Annotated in this window: 15 protein-coding genes; 3 read left to right on the forward strand and 12 right to left on the reverse strand. The window is 34.8% G+C overall.

Annotated features, from left to right (window positions below):
• Positions 1 to 241: 241 nt before the first annotated feature.
• The 8 genes from HMPREF3247_RS01205 to HMPREF3247_RS01240 all read right to left on the reverse strand — a co-directional run bounded on the left by HMPREF3247_RS01205 (position 242) and on the right by HMPREF3247_RS01240 (position 8,934).
• On the reverse strand, positions 242 to 1,210 hold the full coding sequence (locus tag HMPREF3247_RS01205; RefSeq protein ID WP_000690406.1) for a sugar phosphate isomerase/epimerase family protein: 969 nt from the start codon (positions 1,208 to 1,210) through the stop codon (positions 242 to 244).
• A gap of 54 nt (positions 1,211 to 1,264) precedes the next feature.
• Positions 1,265 to 2,305, reverse strand: coding sequence for a Gfo/Idh/MocA family protein (locus HMPREF3247_RS01210; RefSeq protein WP_000163812.1), 1,041 nt, complete (start codon positions 2,303 to 2,305; stop codon positions 1,265 to 1,267).
• 24 nt (positions 2,306 to 2,329) lie between these two features.
• Positions 2,330 to 3,406 carry a Gfo/Idh/MocA family protein gene (locus tag HMPREF3247_RS01215; protein WP_000153474.1) on the reverse strand — a complete coding sequence of 359 codons (1,077 nt, stop codon included), beginning with the start codon at positions 3,404 to 3,406 and terminating at the stop codon, positions 2,330 to 2,332.
• Between the two features lie 73 nt (positions 3,407 to 3,479).
• Positions 3,480 to 4,319 carry a sugar ABC transporter permease gene (locus HMPREF3247_RS01220; protein WP_000162661.1) on the reverse strand — a complete coding sequence of 280 codons (840 nt, stop codon included), beginning with the start codon at positions 4,317 to 4,319 and terminating at the stop codon, positions 3,480 to 3,482.
• Position 4,320: 1 nt separating this feature from the next.
• Positions 4,321 to 5,589: a sugar ABC transporter permease gene (locus tag HMPREF3247_RS01225; protein ID WP_000166888.1), complete on the reverse strand. Its 1,269-nt coding sequence runs from the start codon at positions 5,587 to 5,589 to the stop codon at positions 4,321 to 4,323.
• Between the two features lie 2 nt (positions 5,590 to 5,591).
• The gene (locus HMPREF3247_RS01230) at positions 5,592 to 6,863 is read right to left on the reverse strand and encodes a maltodextrin ABC transporter substrate-binding protein (RefSeq protein WP_000034973.1); all 1,272 of its coding nucleotides are present in this window, start codon (positions 6,861 to 6,863) and stop codon (positions 5,592 to 5,594) included.
• A gap of 12 nt (positions 6,864 to 6,875) precedes the next feature.
• The gene (locus tag HMPREF3247_RS01235) at positions 6,876 to 7,973 is read right to left on the reverse strand and encodes an ABC transporter ATP-binding protein (RefSeq protein ID WP_000818914.1); all 1,098 of its coding nucleotides are present in this window, start codon (positions 7,971 to 7,973) and stop codon (positions 6,876 to 6,878) included.
• Between the two features lie 382 nt (positions 7,974 to 8,355).
• A complete protein-coding gene (locus HMPREF3247_RS01240; protein ID WP_000166906.1) occupies positions 8,356 to 8,934 on the reverse strand; it encodes a M23 family metallopeptidase in 579 nt (192 codons plus the stop codon).
• 208 nt (positions 8,935 to 9,142) lie between these two features.
• On the opposite strand from HMPREF3247_RS01240, the gene HMPREF3247_RS01245 reads away from it, so the two are divergent.
• The gene (locus tag HMPREF3247_RS01245; RefSeq protein WP_001151451.1) at positions 9,143 to 9,769 is read left to right on the forward strand and encodes an FMN-dependent NADH-azoreductase; all 627 of its coding nucleotides are present in this window, start codon (positions 9,143 to 9,145) and stop codon (positions 9,767 to 9,769) included.
• Between the two features lie 188 nt (positions 9,770 to 9,957).
• Positions 9,958 to 10,731, forward strand: a complete 774-nt coding sequence (locus tag HMPREF3247_RS01250; protein ID WP_000643622.1) for a tandem-type lipoprotein — start codon at positions 9,958 to 9,960, stop codon at positions 10,729 to 10,731.
• A gap of 297 nt (positions 10,732 to 11,028) precedes the next feature.
• Here HMPREF3247_RS01250 and ggt read toward each other — a convergent pair whose 3' ends face one another.
• Genes ggt through HMPREF3247_RS01270 form a run of 4 tightly spaced genes read right to left on the reverse strand, consistent with a single transcriptional unit; the run spans position 11,029 to position 17,512 of the window.
• A complete protein-coding gene (ggt, locus tag HMPREF3247_RS01255; RefSeq protein WP_000236408.1) occupies positions 11,029 to 13,035 on the reverse strand; it encodes a gamma-glutamyltransferase in 2,007 nt (668 codons plus the stop codon).
• Positions 13,036 to 13,072: 37 nt separating this feature from the next.
• Complete coding sequence (locus HMPREF3247_RS01260) at positions 13,073 to 14,848, reverse strand: ABC transporter substrate-binding protein (protein WP_000720804.1); 1,776 nt, start codon at positions 14,846 to 14,848, stop codon at positions 13,073 to 13,075.
• Between the two features lie 16 nt (positions 14,849 to 14,864).
• The gene (locus tag HMPREF3247_RS01265) at positions 14,865 to 16,028 is read right to left on the reverse strand and encodes an ABC transporter permease (RefSeq protein ID WP_000240096.1); all 1,164 of its coding nucleotides are present in this window, start codon (positions 16,026 to 16,028) and stop codon (positions 14,865 to 14,867) included.
• Between the two features lie 5 nt (positions 16,029 to 16,033).
• On the reverse strand, positions 16,034 to 17,512 hold the full coding sequence (locus tag HMPREF3247_RS01270; protein WP_072467453.1) for an ABC transporter permease: 1,479 nt from the start codon (positions 17,510 to 17,512) through the stop codon (positions 16,034 to 16,036).
• Here HMPREF3247_RS01270 and HMPREF3247_RS01275 point away from each other — a divergent pair.
• A complete protein-coding gene (locus tag HMPREF3247_RS01275) occupies positions 17,469 to 19,061 on the forward strand; it encodes an ABC transporter ATP-binding protein (protein WP_000067358.1) in 1,593 nt (530 codons plus the stop codon). The two genes, HMPREF3247_RS01270 and HMPREF3247_RS01275, sit on opposite strands and share 44 nt — an antisense overlap.
• The last annotated feature ends 142 nt before the right edge of the window (positions 19,062 to 19,203 follow it).

A 19,203-nucleotide genomic window follows, 5' to 3' on the forward strand; every position in this document is an offset into this window, starting at 1 on the left:
GCTTTTTTTATTATCATATACCTCACTATCGAAAAGGTTATATACTCTTTTCAATGGTGAGGATTGTTACTGTGAATGGGTATGACCATCGCTAAACACTTATATAAAGTACACCTTCTTTACAAACAATGACATGATTTAAGGTGTGAAATTTTTGGCAATGGCTTGGCGACATATGCATTCATTCAACACTGCCACCAGTCTTACTTCAGACAAACTTCAGACTAACCTCGAGTTCGTATTATGCCCACCACATGTCTGCTGGCTTGTCGTAAATATTAACAGATTTCAAAGTTTGACAAGCTTTTTGGAAACCTTCTTCTACTGACATAATAGGATCTTCATGTTCAATACTTAATACATAATCATATCCATTAATAATAAGTTGACTTATGATATCTGCCCATACATATGGACTATGTCCATAACCAACTGTACGGAATGTCCATGCTCTTGTCGCAACGTTACCATATGGTTGCATATCAGTTAGACCATACATATTTACATTTTCTTGATTAATATACGTATCTTTAGCATGGAAGTGATGAATTGCATTTGCTTGGCCTAATATGCGAATCGCAGCAATTGGATCAATACCTTGCCACCATAAATGACTAGGATCTAAGTTAGCACCGATATATTCATTTGTAGCCTCACGTAACTTTAACATCGTATATGGTGTATGAACTAAAAATCCTGCATGTAACTCTATGGCAATTTTTACTTCTTGCTCTTTTGCAAACTCAGCTAAATCTTGCCAATATGGTATCAACTTTTCATTCCACTGATAATCATAAATTTCAGAGTAGGCTGTTGGCCAAGGTGTAACAGGCCAATTAGGCTTTTTAGCGGTATCATCTGACCCTGCAATGCCAGAAAATGTATTAACAACTGGCACGTCTAATAGATTTGCTAAACGGATTGTTTTACGTAACGTTTCATCGGCTTCTTTCGCTTCTATCGGATCTGGAGAAATTGGATTGTTATGACAACTGAAACCACTTATTTGTAAGCCTCTGTCTGTGATTGACTTCATAAATGCTTGTCGCTTGTCTTCATTTTCTAACAACTCATCTAACTTACAAAATTTATCTCCTGGGTTACCACCTGTTCCAACTTCAATCATATCCAATCCAGATTCTGCGACATAATCTAACATATCTTCAAAATTTTTATCGTAAAATAATACTGAAAATACACCTATTTTCATTGAAAAGCACTCCTTCTTTTTATATTGAGAATTTTGTATTATATATAATAATCATTAAAGTTGTATGCTCTTGTTATCAAGATCGCTACGATAAATCGCTTCTATAAGGGCATTTACATTGCGTGCTTCTTCCGGTTTCACCACAATCTCTTCTATACCTAAACACGCATTGACAAAGTTACGCGCCTGTCTCTCACCAGCAATGTCTTCGTTATGCTCAACATTAGCTTTGCTTTCAAAAATAGTTCCAAAGCGGGGCTCATATATTTCAAATGGAAATAAATTGATACCGCCATCTTCTCCTGATAAACTAACGTGTACCTTATCTTCCTTTATATTTGCAGACCACGAACATTCAAACTGCATGCTTGCTCGATTGGCAAATGTCATATAACTAGTAACATGATCATCGACATCAAATTTAGTGTGATCAAATGTTCCCCAATCATTAATTTGATTCGGTTGTTTGCTCAATTGATTATATGTTTTTCCTAGCACTTCATGCGGCACCATATCTTTACCTAATAGCCACAAAGATAAGTCTAACAAGTGGCAACCATAATCGATTAAACTACCGCCACCTTGCAACGCTTTATTGGTAAAAACGCCCCACCCAGGTACTTTACGCCTACGCATCGCTTGTACACGTGCTACTAATGGTTTACCAACCACACCTGCTTCAATTGCTTTTTTAGCAGTCATAGCGACATCTGTGTGACGATAATGATAAGCGACAGTTAATAATTTGTGATTTTTATTAGCCGCTTCAATCATGCGATCACACTCTTCCGTCGTCATTGCCATTGGCTTTTCGCATAAGACATGGACACCATGGTTCAATGCTTCTATAGAAAGATCAGCATGGAATTTATTGGGTGTACAAATGACCACCGCATCAACAAGTTTAAACAGCTCGCTAGGTGTCTCAACTGCATGAGGTATATTAAAGCGCTTCGCAACATCAATCATCTGCACTGTATTAATATCTTGTACTGCAACTAATGAGACTGTGTCTTTGAGTTTCAGCAATGCTGGAATATGACGGTCTTGTGCAATACCACCAACACCTATCACACCAACTTTTAATTTTGTCATGATGTGCCTCCTTACCGTATGATGTTATTCAAAGTAAATTGCTTTGCCTGATTTTGCAGACTGATAAATCGCTTCAAGAATTTTTGTAACTACCATTGCTTGTTCCGGTTTCACAACTGGTTCAGTATCATTTACAACTGCATCAATCCAAGCTTTTGCTTCTTCTTCAGCTTCATCCACTTCATTACCTTCATAAAAGTCGACGCCTTTGTTTTCCAATTCAACGTGTTTGGTATAAAGTGTACCCATGTCTTCACCATGAATACGTAGACCATCTTTCATATCAGCACCTGCTTTAGTTCCTGATAATGAACATTTTGCCTCATCCACTTCTAAAGAATTAATCGCCCAAGCGGATTCTAAAATGATCGTCGCTCCATTCTTCATTTTAATAAATCCAAACGCAGAATCTTCAACTGTAAATTCATCTGGATTCCATGAACCCCAAGCGTTTGCCGCATGATGCTGTTTATTTAATTTATGGAATGTTGAACCCATCACTGATTCTGGCTCATAATTATCCATCATCCATAACGTTAAATCTAAAGCGTGTGTACCGATATCGATTAATGGTCCTCCACCTTGAGCTTCTTCGTCTAGAAAGACACCCCATGTCGGTACTGCACGACGACGAATGGCATGTGCCTTTCCGAAGTAAATGTCTCCTAAGTCGCCACGTTGCGCTGCTTGATGTAAAAATTGACTATCTGGTCTGAAGCGATTTTGATAACCTATTGTTAATTTTTTACCTGTTGATTTAGCTGTATCTATCATTTTTTGAGCTTCTGCTGTCGTTTTAGCCATTGGTTTTTCACACATCACATGCTTACCGGCATGCAACCCTGCTACAGTAATTTCACAATGCGAGTCATTTGGCGTACAAACATGGATAACATCAATCGTGTCATCTTTTAACAATGCTTTGTAATCATCATAAACCTTTGCATTGTCAGTTCCGTATGCTTCTGCCGCACTCGCTGCTTTCGAAATGTCTACGTCACAAAATGCGATCATTTCAACATTTTCAACTTTTTGTAAACTTGGCATGTGCTTGCCATTCGCAATACCACCACACCCAATGATTCCAACTTTAATCGTCATCATAACGTCCTCCTTTTAATCTTTATCGTCATTAGTGGTTCTTTATCAATTCTGCCCCACTCCTAATTTCAAACTAACCTTTTGTCGCACCTGTTGTTAAACCTGATACTAAATAGCGTTGCAAGAACAAGAATACGATTGCTATAGGTACTGCAATCATAATTGCCCCTGCTGCAAACACTGTGAAATTATTTGCATACTTATCATTAATAAAGTTGAACAATCCAACTGCTAATGTGAATTTTTCAGGACTTCTTAATAGTATTTTAGGTAATATAAAGTCCATAAATGGTCCCATAAAATTGAACAAAGCAACAACTGCTAAAATCGGCTTAGCTAATGGAAGCATAATTTGTAAGAAAATACGCATATGCCCTGCACCATCAATTTTGGCAGATTCATCAAGTTCTTTTGGAATCGTATCGAAGTAACCTTTCACTAAAAAGGCATTCATCGGTATTGATCCACCAATATATACCAGTGTTAGTCCAAATAAAGAATCTAATAAACCAATTGTATTTAGCAAAATATAGATTGCGACCATTGCCATTAATACAGGGAACATTTGTAAAATCAAAAATGTAATCAGCCCGTATTTACGACCAACAAAGCGATATCTAGAAAAAGCATATGCTGTTAACGTGACAAATATCACACTAAACAGTGCATTTGCAGATGCTACGATAAGCGTATTTTTATACCAAGTCAGGTATTGACTACTGTCATCGAATAGTAAGAATGCATAATTTTTAAATGTTGCATTGTCTGGTATCATTTTGGCACCATACAAGTTCGTACCTGGATTAAGGGAAATGCCAAATGTCCACAGTAGTGGATATAAAATGATGACAAACATCATCGCTATAAAACTGTAAATACCGATTGCTTTTAATATGTTTTTCTTCTTTGTCATCTTATAAACCTCCCTCATCTTTAAATGTACTTGTACGTCTGAATTGAATAAATGCGACAATAGCAACAATAAATCCAATAATTAATGACACAACTGCACCCATGTTGAAGTTGTTAAACTCAAATGTCAGATTATACACCCAAGATATCAAGATATCTGTACTACCAGCATTCTGCCCTGACACTGGTGGACCGCCTTTATTAAATAGATAAATAAGATTAAAATTATTGAAATTACCTGCATATTGCATAATTAACAATGGCGCTGTGGCGTAAATGACATGCGGGAATGTGATGTTTCTAAACTTTTGCCAACTAGACGCACCATCCATATCTGCTGCTTCGTACCAATCTGATGAAATACTTTGCAGTACTCCAGTGAACAGTGCAAAGACAAATGGGAATCCAAGCCATACTTGAATGCCGATTAATGCCACTTTTGCCCAAAACGGATCACTTAACCATGCTGGTGCTACACCTAATAAAGGTTGCAAAATATCATTATTTATCGCACCAAATTCATCATTAAATAACGCTACAAATATTAAAATTGTCACAAATGATGGTACAGCCCAAGGTAGGATTAACACAGTACGGATAAATTTCTTACCTTTGACGACAGGGTGATTTACAATAATTGCCAAAAACAGCCCTAATGCAATTTGAAGTGTCGTTGCAACAAGCGTCCATACTAATGTCCAAGTAATAACACTGAAAAATGTTTTGCGCCAAACGCCAATTGTGAATAACGTTTTAAAGTTATCTAAACCAACCCATTCTAATGTGTGTCTCGGAGGCGCGTTGTATAAATTGTAGTTTGTAAATGCTACTCCAAACATAAATATTAATGGAAATACAACTACAAATATCAATAAGAATGTACCTGGTGAGATTAGTAAGTATGGGAACGTCTTGTCCCATGTTGCCACCATACGCGCCTTCGGATCCTTTATTTCCTCATTGCGATTAAATCGTTCAGCATTACGATATGCATCTAAAATATTAATGATATATAGCATGATTGCGAAAGCAACGAGTAAGATAGAAATAATACCTTGTGCAAGTAAGACACGAGAATCGTCTAACTTAGGTACTGTCCCTAATGTGAACAATCCCCAAAAACCAATATTTAAAAAGCTATAAAAAACAGAAATAAAACTGATGAAAAAGATAAAAAATATCGTCCCTTTAATGGGTCTTTTATTATAAAACTGTCCCAAACCAGGTATAACAGATAATAATGCCGCTAATTTAGGGTTACGTTTCGTCATAACTAATCTCCTTTCTTATCATTTTGTGATGGATGAAGAATCTTAATATTTTGCGTTATATCATTCGTCGCCTCATCTAACGCTTGTTTAGGATTCTTACCATTTGAAATAAATATGCTTGCATTGCCCATCGGTTCCCAAACTTGTCGCATTTCAGGAATATTAGGCATCGGTTCAGCATGACGTGCTTGCTTTTCAAACACTTTTAAATTTGGATTAGATGATTTCACGTCAACACGTCCAGTAATTTCGCTCATTTCATCTGTATATTTTTGTAATGTATCTTTACTAGTGATATACAGCATTAAATCTTTAGCCCAATACTTATGTTTACTATATTCAGATAAATACCAACCACGTACACCGAGAAATGGTTTCATAGGTTTGCCACCATCTGTAGGTAATGTTGTTACTCCTAAATCTTTACCAAACGTTTCTTGATATTCATTAATGTTCCACGGTCCAGTGACAAATTGTCCTACTTTTCCTTCTTTAAAAAGACCAATCATGACATCATGTGTTGCTGCCTTAGGAAGATACCCTTTGTCGTACCATTTTTGTAATCGTTCAGCATTTTTGACGACATGTTTTGAATTTAGTCCTAGCTGATGAATATCATATTCACTGCCATTTTTCTTGAAAATATAATCATCATTGCCGAATAAAAACGGATAATTAAAATAGAAATTTTTAGCATCAAATAACATACCGTATTGTTTCTTTTTACTATCAGTTAGCTTGGCAGCATTAGCTTCAACTTCTTCTAACGTTTGCGGTGCATTTTTCACTAATTTTTTATTATAGAAAAGTGCGGTTGTTTCTACGATAGCTGGCAATGCTAGTTGCTTATTGTCATAATTCATCGCTTTAAGTGCTTGCTTATTGAAACCTTTCAACTCATCTTTTGATAATTTGATTTCAGCAGCTAAGCCTTGTAGATAGGCACTTCCAGTATTATCATGTGCTAAGAAAAAGATATCTGGACCTTTTCCTGCAGGAGCGTCTAGCGAAATATTTTCTAGTTGATCATTTTGACCAATATTTACAAGCTTTACTTTGATGCCAGTTTTTTTAGTATATTGATCCGTAATTTTTTTATAAAACGCCATTTGCTTGTCGCCATCCACCCACATCGTAAGTTGGTTAGGCTTGTCTTTAGAATTATCTTTATTCAATGCTTTATCAATATCTTCTTTCGAACGATTAGGGCCACATGCAGTTACGATTAATAACATTACCACGGCTAACGTGACACATTTTAAAATTTTAGACATGAATACTCCCCCTTAGACGATACGATTTCCTGTTTTTTCATCAAAAAAGTGACACTTATTCATATCAAATGCTAGTGTAATCTTGTCGTTCGCCATCACTTGTGTTCTTGAATCTAATTTAGAAATCAATTCCATTCCTTGGAATGTGCTATGTACCATAATTTCTGAACCTAACAGTTCGGATACAACTACTTCAGATTCAAATTGTGTCTCTGGAGAAGTTTGAATAAATATTGGTTCTTCATGAATGTCTTCAGCTCGAATACCTAAAATAATTTCCTTGTCTAAGTAGCCAGCAGCTTTTAACTTTTCAAATTTTTTATTATGTAATTTAAAATGGTGTGTTCCTACCTTCAATCCGTCCATTTCAACTGTAGCATTCAACATATTCATTGCTGGTGAGCCGATAAATTGCGCCACAAATATGCAATTAGGGGCATCATATATTTCTCTAGGTGTGCCGACTTGCATAATGTCGCCATCTTTCAAAACAACAATTCGACTAGCCATCGTCAATGCTTCAGTTTGATCATGTGTAACATAAATTGTCGTAGTATTAAGTCGCTTATGTAATTTCAATATTTCTGTGCGCATTTGTACTCGAAGCTTCGCATCAAGATTCGATAATGGTTCATCCATTAAAAAGACTTTCGCATCCCTAACAATAGCTCTGCCCAAAGCAACACGTTGACGCTGTCCGCCAGATAACGCTTTTGGTTTACGACCAAGATACTCAGTTAATCCTAATATTTCAGCTGCTTCATTAACTTTTTGTTCAATCTCTTTTTTATTTACTTTACGTAGCTTTAGCCCAAATGCCATATTTTCAAAAACAGTCATATGTGGATATAATGCATAGTTTTGAAATACCATCGCAATATCTCTATTCTTTGGTTCAACATCGTTCATGCGTTCCCCATCAATATAAAAATCTCCAGATGTGATAGACTCTAGTCCAGCAACCATTCGTAATGTTGTTGATTTACCACATCCCGATGGTCCAACAAATACAATGAATTCTTTGTCAGTAATATGTAGATTAAAATCTTTCACTACAGTATTGTTGTTATCATACGTCTTTTTAATATGCTCTAACTTTAGTTCTGCCATGTTATGCCTCCCATACTTTGTTTACAGTTTGATTGTGCAATACACTTTGTGAAAACGTTTGCACAAATACTTACATAAATCATATATTCAGTCATTATTAATGTCAATCATAAATTGTAAACGTTTACATTACTGTCAGAATTAAACTTTTATACAGAAAATTGATATAGTGCACAACTATTTTCTAGTGTGACAATAATGTTTTTTATGTGCGATATTTCACTGCCAATGCAAACAACCTTGTCTTACATTTTAAGTAATATCTAAATCAAACAAGTATGACTTAGCATTACGATTTTCATTGAAAAAAGCAACCATTATGTAAGTATCATACTCACACAATGATTGCTTAATTTTTTAGACTGCGGGCACTCTTCTATAACTACAAATCATATAGGCTACGTTCCCCATCAGGTAACTGATCGATAAACGGTTTAGGATCTTCTGCATATGCATTACCTACGCCACCCTTCATTCTTTGAAAATGTAAATGTGCGCCTGTCGTTTGTTTACCTGTATTGCCTGAATATGCAATAATATCACCTGCTTTAACTCGATCACCTACTTTGACATTATATTTGTCTAAGTGTAGATACCACTGGTGATATTCTCCATTGTCTTCGGCAATCTGTAATACCTTGCCGCCTAATTCATTATTAAAGATACGTGTTACTTTACCATTCGTCGGCGCTTTAATTGGTGTACCTTTTGGCAATGCAAAATCAATGCCATAATGCTTACCATCAAATGGTGAATGTTGATATTTGCCAAAAGTCTCAGTAATCCTACTCCCTCTAAAAAAGTCTTCCCATTTTGAGTGTCCTTGTCCTTTATGATTTTGTGTCAATTTATCGGTATATTGGTTAAACCATTTTTGAATGTCATCTATATAAATAAACGTAAATAATAGTGAAAGAAAAATGATAATTGTTGCCAAAATACGTTTTGGTCGCTTTGTCATAGTGGCATCCATCCTTCATATATTTTGGGTATTAAGTATATATTCTAAATCAACTATTTCATAATTAAATGCACTCATACTTTAGTAGTACTGCCAAATATAGATGAAGAAAATGATGGTAATTTGAATATTTTTATTGATATCAAATTTTATATCTAATATAATAATTATACTCAAGAAAATAACAGAAACAGAGGAGAATTTTCAAATGGCAAAAGTATTATATATTACAGCACACCCTTTTAATGAACTGGTATCAAATTCTATGGCGGCTGGTAAAGCATTTATCGAAACATATCAACAACAACATCCTGATGATGAAGTGAAACATATTGATTTATTTGAAACTTATATTCCAGTTATTGACAAAGATGTATTAACTGGTTGGGGAAAAATGAGTAATGGCGAAACGTTAACTGATGATGAACAAATGAAAGTTTCAAGATTGAGTGACATTTTAGAAGAATTTTTAAGTGCAGATAAATATGTATTTGTAACGCCTATGTGGAACCTTTCTTTCCCACCTGTAGTTAAAGCATATATTGATGCTATTTCAATTGCAGGTAAAACTTTTAAATATTCTGCTGAAGGACCTCAAGGTTTGTTAACTGACAAAAAAGTATTACACATTCAATCACGTGGTGGATATTATACTGAAGGACCTGCTGCTGATTTTGAAATGGGTGACCGTTATTTAAGAACAATTATGACATTCTTAGGTGTGCCATCATATGAAACAATCATTATTGAAGGACACAATGCTGAACCTCATAAGACTGAAGAAATTAAAGCAACTAGTATTAATAATGCTGAAAAATTAGCAACTACATTTTAAATTTTTAATTACACTGTGTGACTCCTCAACGTCATGCAGTTTTTTATTGTATCTCTTTTCCGCTTTTTATAAATATCTATTATTTTCATAAATTTAAAATTTGATATTCACTTTAATACTGATGTAAATATTTTTCAAAATATATTATTATAGTGTTAATGAAGTATTTTGAGAAACGGTGGGAATGTATGAAAGCACATAAAATTTTCTGGTTAAACTTAGCAGCAATTATTATTATTTCAATTGTAGTCAGTGGCGGTATGTTTTTGGCAATGAAGTGGGAACAAATTCATTTGAAAGATGGTCTTAAAAAAGTACTAAGTACGTATCCTATTAAAAACTTAGAAACGCTTTATGAAATTGATGGTCACGATAATCCCCATTATGAAAATAATGATCAAGACACATGGTATATAGAATCCTCTTATTCAGTTGTTGGATCAGATGAGCTTTTAAAAGAAGACCGTATGTTGTTAAAGGTAGATAAGAACACACATAAAATAACTGGTGAATATGACACAACTACAAACGATAGAAAAAATGCTACTGACTCGACATACAAAAGTTATCCAGTAAAAGTAGTTAATAATAAAATCGTTTTCACAAAAGACGTAAAAGATCCCGCGCTGAAACAAAAAATCGAAAACAATCAATTTTTGATTCAAAGTGGTGATTTAACAAGCATTTTAAATAGCAATGATTTGAAAGTCACACATGATCCTACCACTGATTATTATAATTTATCTGGTAAGTTGTCGAATGATAATCCAAACGTTAAACAATTAAAACGTAGATATAATATTCCCAGAAATGCATCAACAAAGGTGGAATTAAAGGGAATGAGTGATTTAAAAGGCAATAATCATCAAGATCAGAAACTTTATTTTTATTTTTCAAGTCCTGGAAAAGACCAAATTATATACAAAGAAAGCATTACTTATAATAAATTAAGTGAACATTAATACTTATGATGTAATTATAGAAATAACCAAATCATTTATTAAAATCACACATTATAAAAACGCCTCACATCATTCATTTAATTGTACCGAATCACATCAAGTTAGATTTTAGACTAACTATTGTGGTGTACATCAAAAACGAATTTGTGGGGCGTTTTATATTTTACAAAGGCGACTAGCGTTTCTTATAACAACTTCAACATTACTACACTCAAGCATCACTCTAAAGTTTGAAATCGAACCCTTTCGTTCAACAAGAATCAAAATCCACTTCAAACTATATATCAAATACATAAATTATCTTGTGATACTATCTCGATCATATCTATAGTATGCATTTGTGTTTGCTTTCACTGAATGATATGTTTCATCAGTTAAGTATAAACTGTCATCCTTTAAGGTAACTTGATAACCTTTCTTCCGTGCCAACCAGGCAATATCTATATAATTTTTTCCGGCGATTTCATAACTTCTTAAATCTTCAATATGCACACTAACTTCAGGGAAAATGATTCTAATAACACTTTCATCAACCCAATATTTGTCATGCATCCACCGCACTTGTTCAGCATATAATGGCAACTGCATATCATTGAAATATACTCGATGGGTGTCATTATCGTATATTTTCGGACTAGGTAATGGTTGTTTTCTAATTGATAATACATCGCCACCTATCACTGTGCCTTCCCTCGTATCATCAGCACCTCCCGACGCGTCACGTGTATTCAAGTCAACCTGTAACCCATGTACATCTCCAATATAGGCATCTGGTTTATGTTCCATTGCATGTCCACGTGCAATCAATGCTAATATTGTAGATTGTGAAAATTGAGGCTCCCATTCAATGCGATTAGGATGGCTACTATAAATTCTAGGTTCATCTATAGCCTGCTGAATATCCATGCCAAACACTAATACATTGATTAATGTTTGCGCAACACTAGCAATGATACTTATGGCACCAGGTGCACCTACTGTTAATATCGGCTTCCCGTGATGCATCACAATCGTTGGAGCCATGTTACTTAGTGGTCGTTTATATGGTGCAATTTCGTTAATACCACCATCTACTACATCAAAACCATCCATTGTGGTATTCAATAACACGCCGTACCCTGGAATCGTAATACCCGATCCGTAAATCATACCGATTGATGTCGTAAATGAAGCAATATTACCTTCCTTATCAATCACACAAAAATGAGTTGTTTCGGTATGATTTTCTTCAACATCTGTATGACTAATGCAATCAGACACAACACCATGCTCTATATCAATATTTGCTTTATTGCTATCAATGAGCGTACTGCGTGCTTTTAAATAATCGTCATCAATTAATGACTGTACAGGCACCTCATGAAAATTATCATCCGCCAAGTATTGCGCGCGATCACTATATGCTAAATGCATCGCTTGTATCAAATGATGCAAGTAATCGACAGATCTTGGACCCATAGATGGTAAATCGACATGTTCTAATAACTTCAATATTTGAATTACCGTGATACCGCCAGAACTAGATGGTCCCATTGAATAAATGTCATAGTCTTTAAATGTTGCACTGATTGGCGCTTTAATCTGAATGTCATATTTGGCTAGATCCTCTAAAGTGATTGTCCCACCACATGCTTTGACAACATTGACTAATTGTTTCGCAATGTCACCTTTATAAAATGCATTAAACCCTTGTTCTCTTAATATTTGAAATGTCTTACCTAATTCGGGTTGTACAATCCAATCACCTTCACGCCAATATTGATTTTCATGCGTAAATACTTGTGCCGTTTCATAATACTTTGTCAATCGTGCGTGTTGCTGGCGCGAATATTTTTCAGTAGCCCAATTGGCTGCATGACCTTCAATAGCTAGTTCAATTGCAGGATTAATTAAATCTTCCAATGACAACTTAGCATAACGCTTGTGAATATAATCAAACAGCTTTGGAATTGCTGGCACAGCGACAGTTTTACCATGTGTAGTCATATCAAAAAATGATTTATATTCGCCTGAATCATCTAGATAAAATTGTTTATCTACATGTGCAGGGGCTGTCTCACGCGCATCAAACGCAGTTATACTGCCAGTACTTTGCTCATAATATAGCAAATACCCGCCACCACCAATACCTGATGCAAATGGTTCTACCACATTCAATGCCAGTTGAATTGCAATCACTGCATCCATGGCGTTGCCACCTTGATCTAATACATCCTTACCAATTTTAGCCGCAAGAGGATGTGATACGGAAATTAACCCTTCTTTAGATGTTTTTGTCTGTTTGTCATTTAAGTTAATGACCATACTATATCCTCCTACTTTCTGTTAAATATTTAAAACATTATTGATTAATGGCTTTTTCTACTTTTTCTAAATCTTGACGTTGCTCGTTACCAGTATCGACAAGTGGTGTAATCGGTGATGCAATTTTAAATTTATCGCCACGATAAAACTTAATAAATTGATCCTGATCTATCGCATTAACTACTGCTTGTCTCAAGTTTGGATGCGTCTTAAATATACCTTTTTTAATATTTAGCATTAAAAAGACTGACTTGCGTCCATTTTTGCGAATAATGCTTAAATTTTTATCCGACTTAATTAAATCAAAATGTTTTTGATTCACATCTGCCAACATATCAATTGAATGATTTCTAAGTTCTGACAATGCATTATTCGGGTCACCATTAAACTTCAATGTAATATTTTTAATTTTAGCTGGTCCATAACTACCTTTTTCTGTTTCGTTGAATCCTGGATTACGTTGAAACGTTGCTTGATATGCATTTTTCTGTGTCATAATGTATGCGCCACTTGCATACAGCGCATTTTTCCCATCTGAATTTGCAGGAATTGTACTGCTATCCCCATATCCTTTTGGATATTCTTGATTTACTTGATTAACAAATTTTTTAGATAAAATGCCTGCCGAAGAGTGTGTTAAGTAATTTACCTCTCGAGGCATCGATTGATCTGTCGTAATTTTAACAATTTGATAAATACCGTCTTTATTATTTACTTTTTGACCATCTGTCGTTAACGATTTGACGTTATAAGCTTTAATCAACTTATCATAGATTGATTTATCGTCCTTGTCTTTCTCTTTACGCAACTGATCGATGTCCTCATCTTTTAATATCTTGATGTCATTTATATGTTTGTGCATATTGTAAGTATTATTGTTAGGCACAGACTTTTTATCACGTGCTCTATCTAAAGAAAACTTAACATCTTCAGCCGATACACGCTCTCCAGTATTACGTGCTTGTCCATTGACCACTTTCGCAAAATAATCATCATCTCTTAACAAGAAATAAAATGCTTTATTGTCCTTATTCACAGCATAATCATGACTTAACGAACCTTTCGTTGTTAAATGATCATTTTCATCTAATAATAATAACCTTGTGTACATATTCATATTAATTGAATATACTGACGGCGCAATTGAACGTATTGGATCCAATGTAGGAATTTCACCATCTTGTTGTGTCATCACAAGTGGCCGCGTATCTCGTTCTCTACTATTGTTGTAATCAAATTGTTGCCATATTAATGCACGTGAATTTGGCAATCCAACACTATTTTTATCTAACACTTTATTGTCATATACTAAATTCTTTTTTGATCCATATAAAGGCGCCATATACCCTTTATCAAATACAACTTCATCTTCAATTTGCTTATATGTTTGTTTAACATCTGCTTCATTTTGAGTAGAAGCTTTATTTAACAACTGGTCTACATGTTTATCTTTCAATAAACTATTTGATCCTGTAGAACTAAATAATGCCGTCATAGCATAGTTCGGGTCACCAAATACTGTCATCCAGTCATCAATTTGGATATCATAATTGCCGGCTTGACGTTGTGTACGATAGCTACCATAATCTGGTTGGATATTCATCTTCACGTTAAATCCTGCATTTTCCAATTGATCTTTAACGATATTCATATCATTTTCATAACTTGCTTGTCCTAGGAAATGTATCGTTGGTCGCTCGCCTTTCACTTCAACTTTCGATGACTTTTGAGCCACTTCTGATTTCGTAGGGACACCACAACCACTTAATACCAACGCTAAAACTATAATTGCGATACTAATGATTTTCTTCACATCTATCCCTACCTTTTTAATGAATTCTTGGATCTAGTGCATCACGCACTGCATCACCTATAAAATTAAATGCTAAAACGACGAACATAATACAAACACCAGGTACAATAGCTAAATTACTGTGCGTTTCCAAGTAGTTACTACCGGTACGTAAAATGTTGCCCCATTCAGCTACATCAGGTGCAACACCAAGTCCTAGGAAACTTAAACTACTTGTTGTTAATACAACCACACCTATATTTAATGAAAAACGTACAATCATAGGCGCAATCGCATTCGGTAAAATATAACGCCATATGATATTCCAAGTGTTTTCACCAGTGATACGTGCTGCATCTACATATTCCATGCGTTTAATTTCTAAAACACTGGCACGCATTGTCCGTGCAAATGATGGTATATTACCGATACTTAAAGCAATAATTAAATTTGGAATACTTGCTCCAAATGATGCAATAATTGCCACCGCTAACAATAATGATGGAATTGCAAACACTACATCTAAAATTCGCATTATTAAATTATCAATATGATTAAAATAACCTGCGATAGTGCCTAGTAACACACCAAAAATAACTGCAATAACTACTGAAATAATTGAAATTGAAAATGTCAGCTTCGTTCCTACAACTACGCGTGTAAATAAGTCTCTACCGAAATCATCAGTACCAAACGGATAGGCTAGACTCGGTCCATGTAACAGTGCATTGAACTGATTTTTAGTAGCCAATGTCGTATCAAATGTAAATTGTGACACAATTGATAATGTCAGCATGTAGACTAAAATAAGTAACCCGATAATCGCAATACGATGTCTAGTAGTTTTTCGTATAAACGATTCCCACCCGTTATAACTATGTATTTGCGATGTACGTTGGTAACGTCTAATACTTACAAACATTAATAATGTAAATACGTTGCCTGTTAATGCCATCAACAATAACAACACTTCGACGATACGTCGCCATAGGTCATGATGCTTCCATGTTTGTTCCGTTGTTAAAATGATAATTAAAATGATGGTTAAAACGATTAGCAATGTTTCAGCAATATAGAACGTATCGGCCACATAACCTTTAAAAAGATTTAATGCACTCGTTAATATAACTAAAATATAAGTTGCTATAGCATAACTTGCGAATAGTTTTAAGGAAGCTATCTTTGTTGTAAGTTTTACCATATGCCTCACTTCCTTTCGTTAATTTCACTACGTAATTTTGGATCGATTAAAGCATAAAATATATCAATAATTAAGTTTGCTAAAGATATTACAATTGATATATATACGACCCCACCCATGACTGCTGGAATATCAGGTATTAGTTGTTTTTGGACGATATAACGCCCGATACCATTAATGTTAAATACTTGTTCCGTCACTGCTGAACCGCCTAGTAACTCTGCCACTAGAAGACCAACTAGCGTTACAATTGGAATAATGGCATTTTTCAAAATATGTTTAATAACAACTTGTGTCGTCGATAATCCTTTTGCATAAGCAGTTAAAACATAATCGCTGCGCATTACTTCAAGTACAGAAGACCTTGTCATACGCGTGATAGAAGCAGCAATACTTGTTCCAATGACAAGTACAGGTAAAATCAACGATATTGGATGTTCTGGCATATAAGATGGTGGCAAAATATCCAATTTCAATGAGAACGCTAAAATGAATAATAGCCCTTGCCAGAAACTTGGAATAGATAAACCAATTAATGCAATTATCATTAACGTGATATCAAGCCAACTATTTCGCTTCATCGCACTGATAATACCAATTGGTATTGCAATAATTAATGCCACCATTAGCGCTAATACTGCGACAATTATTGTAATTGGAATTCTTTCGCCAACTGCTTTAGTCACAACCTCATTCCCTTTGTAAGTCGTACCTAAGTCAAAGGTAAAAACACCCTTGATGGTATCCCACAATTGAATAAAATAAGGTTCGTTAAGATGATGTAATACATTGAATTGATGTATCTGTGCCTTTGTTGCATTTTGTCCCAGTATGCTATAAGCCGCATCAAGCGGTGAAAAATACAGAATGGTAAACACACTGACAATAACACCAATGATGACAATCACAGCCATGACAATTCGTTCAAAAATATATCTAACTAATGGCTGTAAATAAAAAGTCAATAAGATGAACATCGGCAAGGCCAATATCACTTTGATCATGATGAACTTATGAAATAATACATTTTCAAAGTATGTTGAAAAATGTGCTTGTTCAATATTCTTTGAACTCGTATTAGAACTTTGTGCCTTGAATATTTTTAATGCTTCTTTATGTATTTGTGTGGATGACTTTTGCTGCGATAAATATTTATATTTTTGATGTAACGCCTGTTCAAATTCTGAAATTTCAGAATTATTAGCGTAAAAATTTTTTCTCTTAGCAGAAAAGAAAAACTTTATCACTGCATATAAAAATATTGGCAAGCTTAATACCGATAATACAAACTTGTAAAATGCCTTGTGATGCAACGACTTAAAAGATTCTAAATAAGTAATTATGATAATCACTCCTTGTAAAATAATCTTGAGTAGATTACTATGATATACAAAAGTATAGAATAAATTTACACATTTGTGAATAGGGAGGCACAACATCATGTCAAATTTATTAGAAGTCAACAGTCTGAATGTACAATTCAATTATGATGAAACTACAGTTCAAGCGGTAAAAAACGTCTCTTTCGAATTACGAAAAAAACATATCCTAGGTATTGTTGGTGAATCAGGATCAGGAAAAAGTATTACTGCTAAATCTATTTTAGGGCTACTACCAGATTATCCAGATCACACATTAACAGGAGAAATTATTTTTAATGGGCAATCGTTAACTAATTTATCAACTTCAGCGTTACAACAAATTCGAGGTAAGGATATTTCAATGATTTTTCAAGATCCACTCTCTTCGTTAAATCCAAGATTAACGATCGGCAAACAAATTACAGAAGTACTATTTCAACATAAACGTGTATCTAAATCTGAAGCAAAGTCGATGACAATAGACATTTTAGAAAAAGTAGGTATAAAACATGCAACTCGACAATTTGATGCTTATCCACATGAACTTTCTGGTGGTATGCGTCAACGTGTCATGATAGCAATGGCATTGATTTTAAAGCCACAAATTTTAATCGCAGATGAACCAACAACGGCATTAGATGCCAGTACACAAAATCAATTACTGCAGTTAATGAAGTCCCTTTATGAGTACACCGAAACGTCTATTATTTTTATCACTCACGATTTAGGCGCTGTGTATCAATTTTGCGACGATGTGATTGTAATGAAAGATGGAAGTGTCGTTGAAAGTGGCACGGTTGAAAGTATTTTTAAATCGCCACAACATACCTATACGAAACGCTTAATAGATGCAATTCCTGATATTCATCAAACGCGTCCGCCAAGATTGTTAAACAATGATATTTTATTAAAATTCAATCGCGTGAGCGTGGATTACACATCACCGAGTGGTAGCCTATACCGAGCAGTTAATGCTATTAACTTGGCTATTAGAAAAGGCGAAACATTAGGCATTGTTGGTGAGTCAGGGTCAGGGAAATCGACATTAGCTAAGACGGTCGTCGGTCTAAAGGAAGTGTCAGAAGGCTTTATTTGGTATAACGAATTACCATTAAGTTTATTTAAAGATGATGAATTGAAATCTTTACGACAAGAGATACAAATGATTTTTCAAGATCCATTCGCATCTATTAATCCAAGATTTAAAGTCATTGATGTGATTAAACGACCACTAATCATTCATGGGAAAGTCAAAGATAATGATGACATTATTAAAACTGTCGTATCGTTGTTAGAAAAGGTTGGCCTAGATCAAAGTTTCTTATATCGCTATCCACACGAATTATCTGGTGGGCAACGTCAGCGTGTAAGTATCGCGAGAGCACTTGCTGTAGAACCTAAAGTGATTGTTTGCGACGAGGCAGTGTCCGCTTTAGACGTTTCAATTCAAAAAGATATCATCGAGTTATTAAAACAATTACAGTTAGACTTCGGCATCACTTATTTATTCATCACACATGACATGGGTGTTATCAATGAAATATGTGATCGCGTTGCAGTTATGAAAAATGGCGAAATCGTTGAACTGAATAACACAGAAGATATTATCAAACATCCGCAGTCAGACTATGCAAAGCAACTTATTTCAGAAGTAGCAGTTATTGCTAAATAAAAGTCATGCGTTGTGCAACTTTATCACTGTATGGTCTGAAATAAATTGCGCGACTTCTGATGTGTTATGTTAGATGACTTTGTCATACTAACTATATTGTGCTAAGTTAGGGCTCGGCACCATATCAAGTTTTAGGTGCTTT

This window comes from Staphylococcus sp. HMSC36A10 (assembly GCF_001838845.1).
Taxonomy (GTDB): Bacteria; Bacillota; Bacilli; order Staphylococcales; family Staphylococcaceae; genus Staphylococcus; species Staphylococcus aureus.

Excerpts from the sequence above, each read along its gene's own strand:
- HMPREF3247_RS01205 (WP_000690406.1), bottom strand. The coding sequence starts at position 1,210 with ATGAAAATAGGTGTATTTTCAGTATTATTTTACGATAAAAATTTTGAA.
- HMPREF3247_RS01210 (WP_000163812.1), bottom strand. The coding sequence starts at position 2,305 with ATGACAAAATTAAAAGTTGGTGTGATAGGTGTTGGTGGTATTGCACAA.
- HMPREF3247_RS01215 (WP_000153474.1), bottom strand. The coding sequence starts at position 3,406 with ATGACGATTAAAGTTGGAATCATTGGGTGTGGTGGTATTGCGAATGGC.
- HMPREF3247_RS01220 (WP_000162661.1), bottom strand. The coding sequence starts at position 4,319 with ATGACAAAGAAGAAAAACATATTAAAAGCAATCGGTATTTACAGTTTT.
- HMPREF3247_RS01225 (WP_000166888.1), bottom strand. The coding sequence starts at position 5,589 with ATGACGAAACGTAACCCTAAATTAGCGGCATTATTATCTGTTATACCT.
- HMPREF3247_RS01230 (WP_000034973.1), bottom strand. The coding sequence starts at position 6,863 with ATGTCTAAAATTTTAAAATGTGTCACGTTAGCCGTGGTAATGTTATTA.
- HMPREF3247_RS01235 (WP_000818914.1), bottom strand. The coding sequence starts at position 7,973 with ATGGCAGAACTAAAGTTAGAGCATATTAAAAAGACGTATGATAACAAC.
- HMPREF3247_RS01240 (WP_000166906.1), bottom strand. The coding sequence starts at position 8,934 with ATGACAAAGCGACCAAAACGTATTTTGGCAACAATTATCATTTTTCTT.
- HMPREF3247_RS01245 (WP_001151451.1), top strand. The coding sequence starts at position 9,143 with ATGGCAAAAGTATTATATATTACAGCACACCCTTTTAATGAACTGGTA.
- HMPREF3247_RS01250 (WP_000643622.1), top strand. The coding sequence starts at position 9,958 with ATGAAAGCACATAAAATTTTCTGGTTAAACTTAGCAGCAATTATTATT.
- ggt (WP_000236408.1), bottom strand. The coding sequence starts at position 13,035 with ATGGTCATTAACTTAAATGACAAACAGACAAAAACATCTAAAGAAGGG.
- HMPREF3247_RS01265 (WP_000240096.1), bottom strand. The coding sequence starts at position 16,028 with ATGGTAAAACTTACAACAAAGATAGCTTCCTTAAAACTATTCGCAAGT.
- HMPREF3247_RS01275 (WP_000067358.1), top strand. The coding sequence starts at position 17,469 with ATGTCAAATTTATTAGAAGTCAACAGTCTGAATGTACAATTCAATTAT.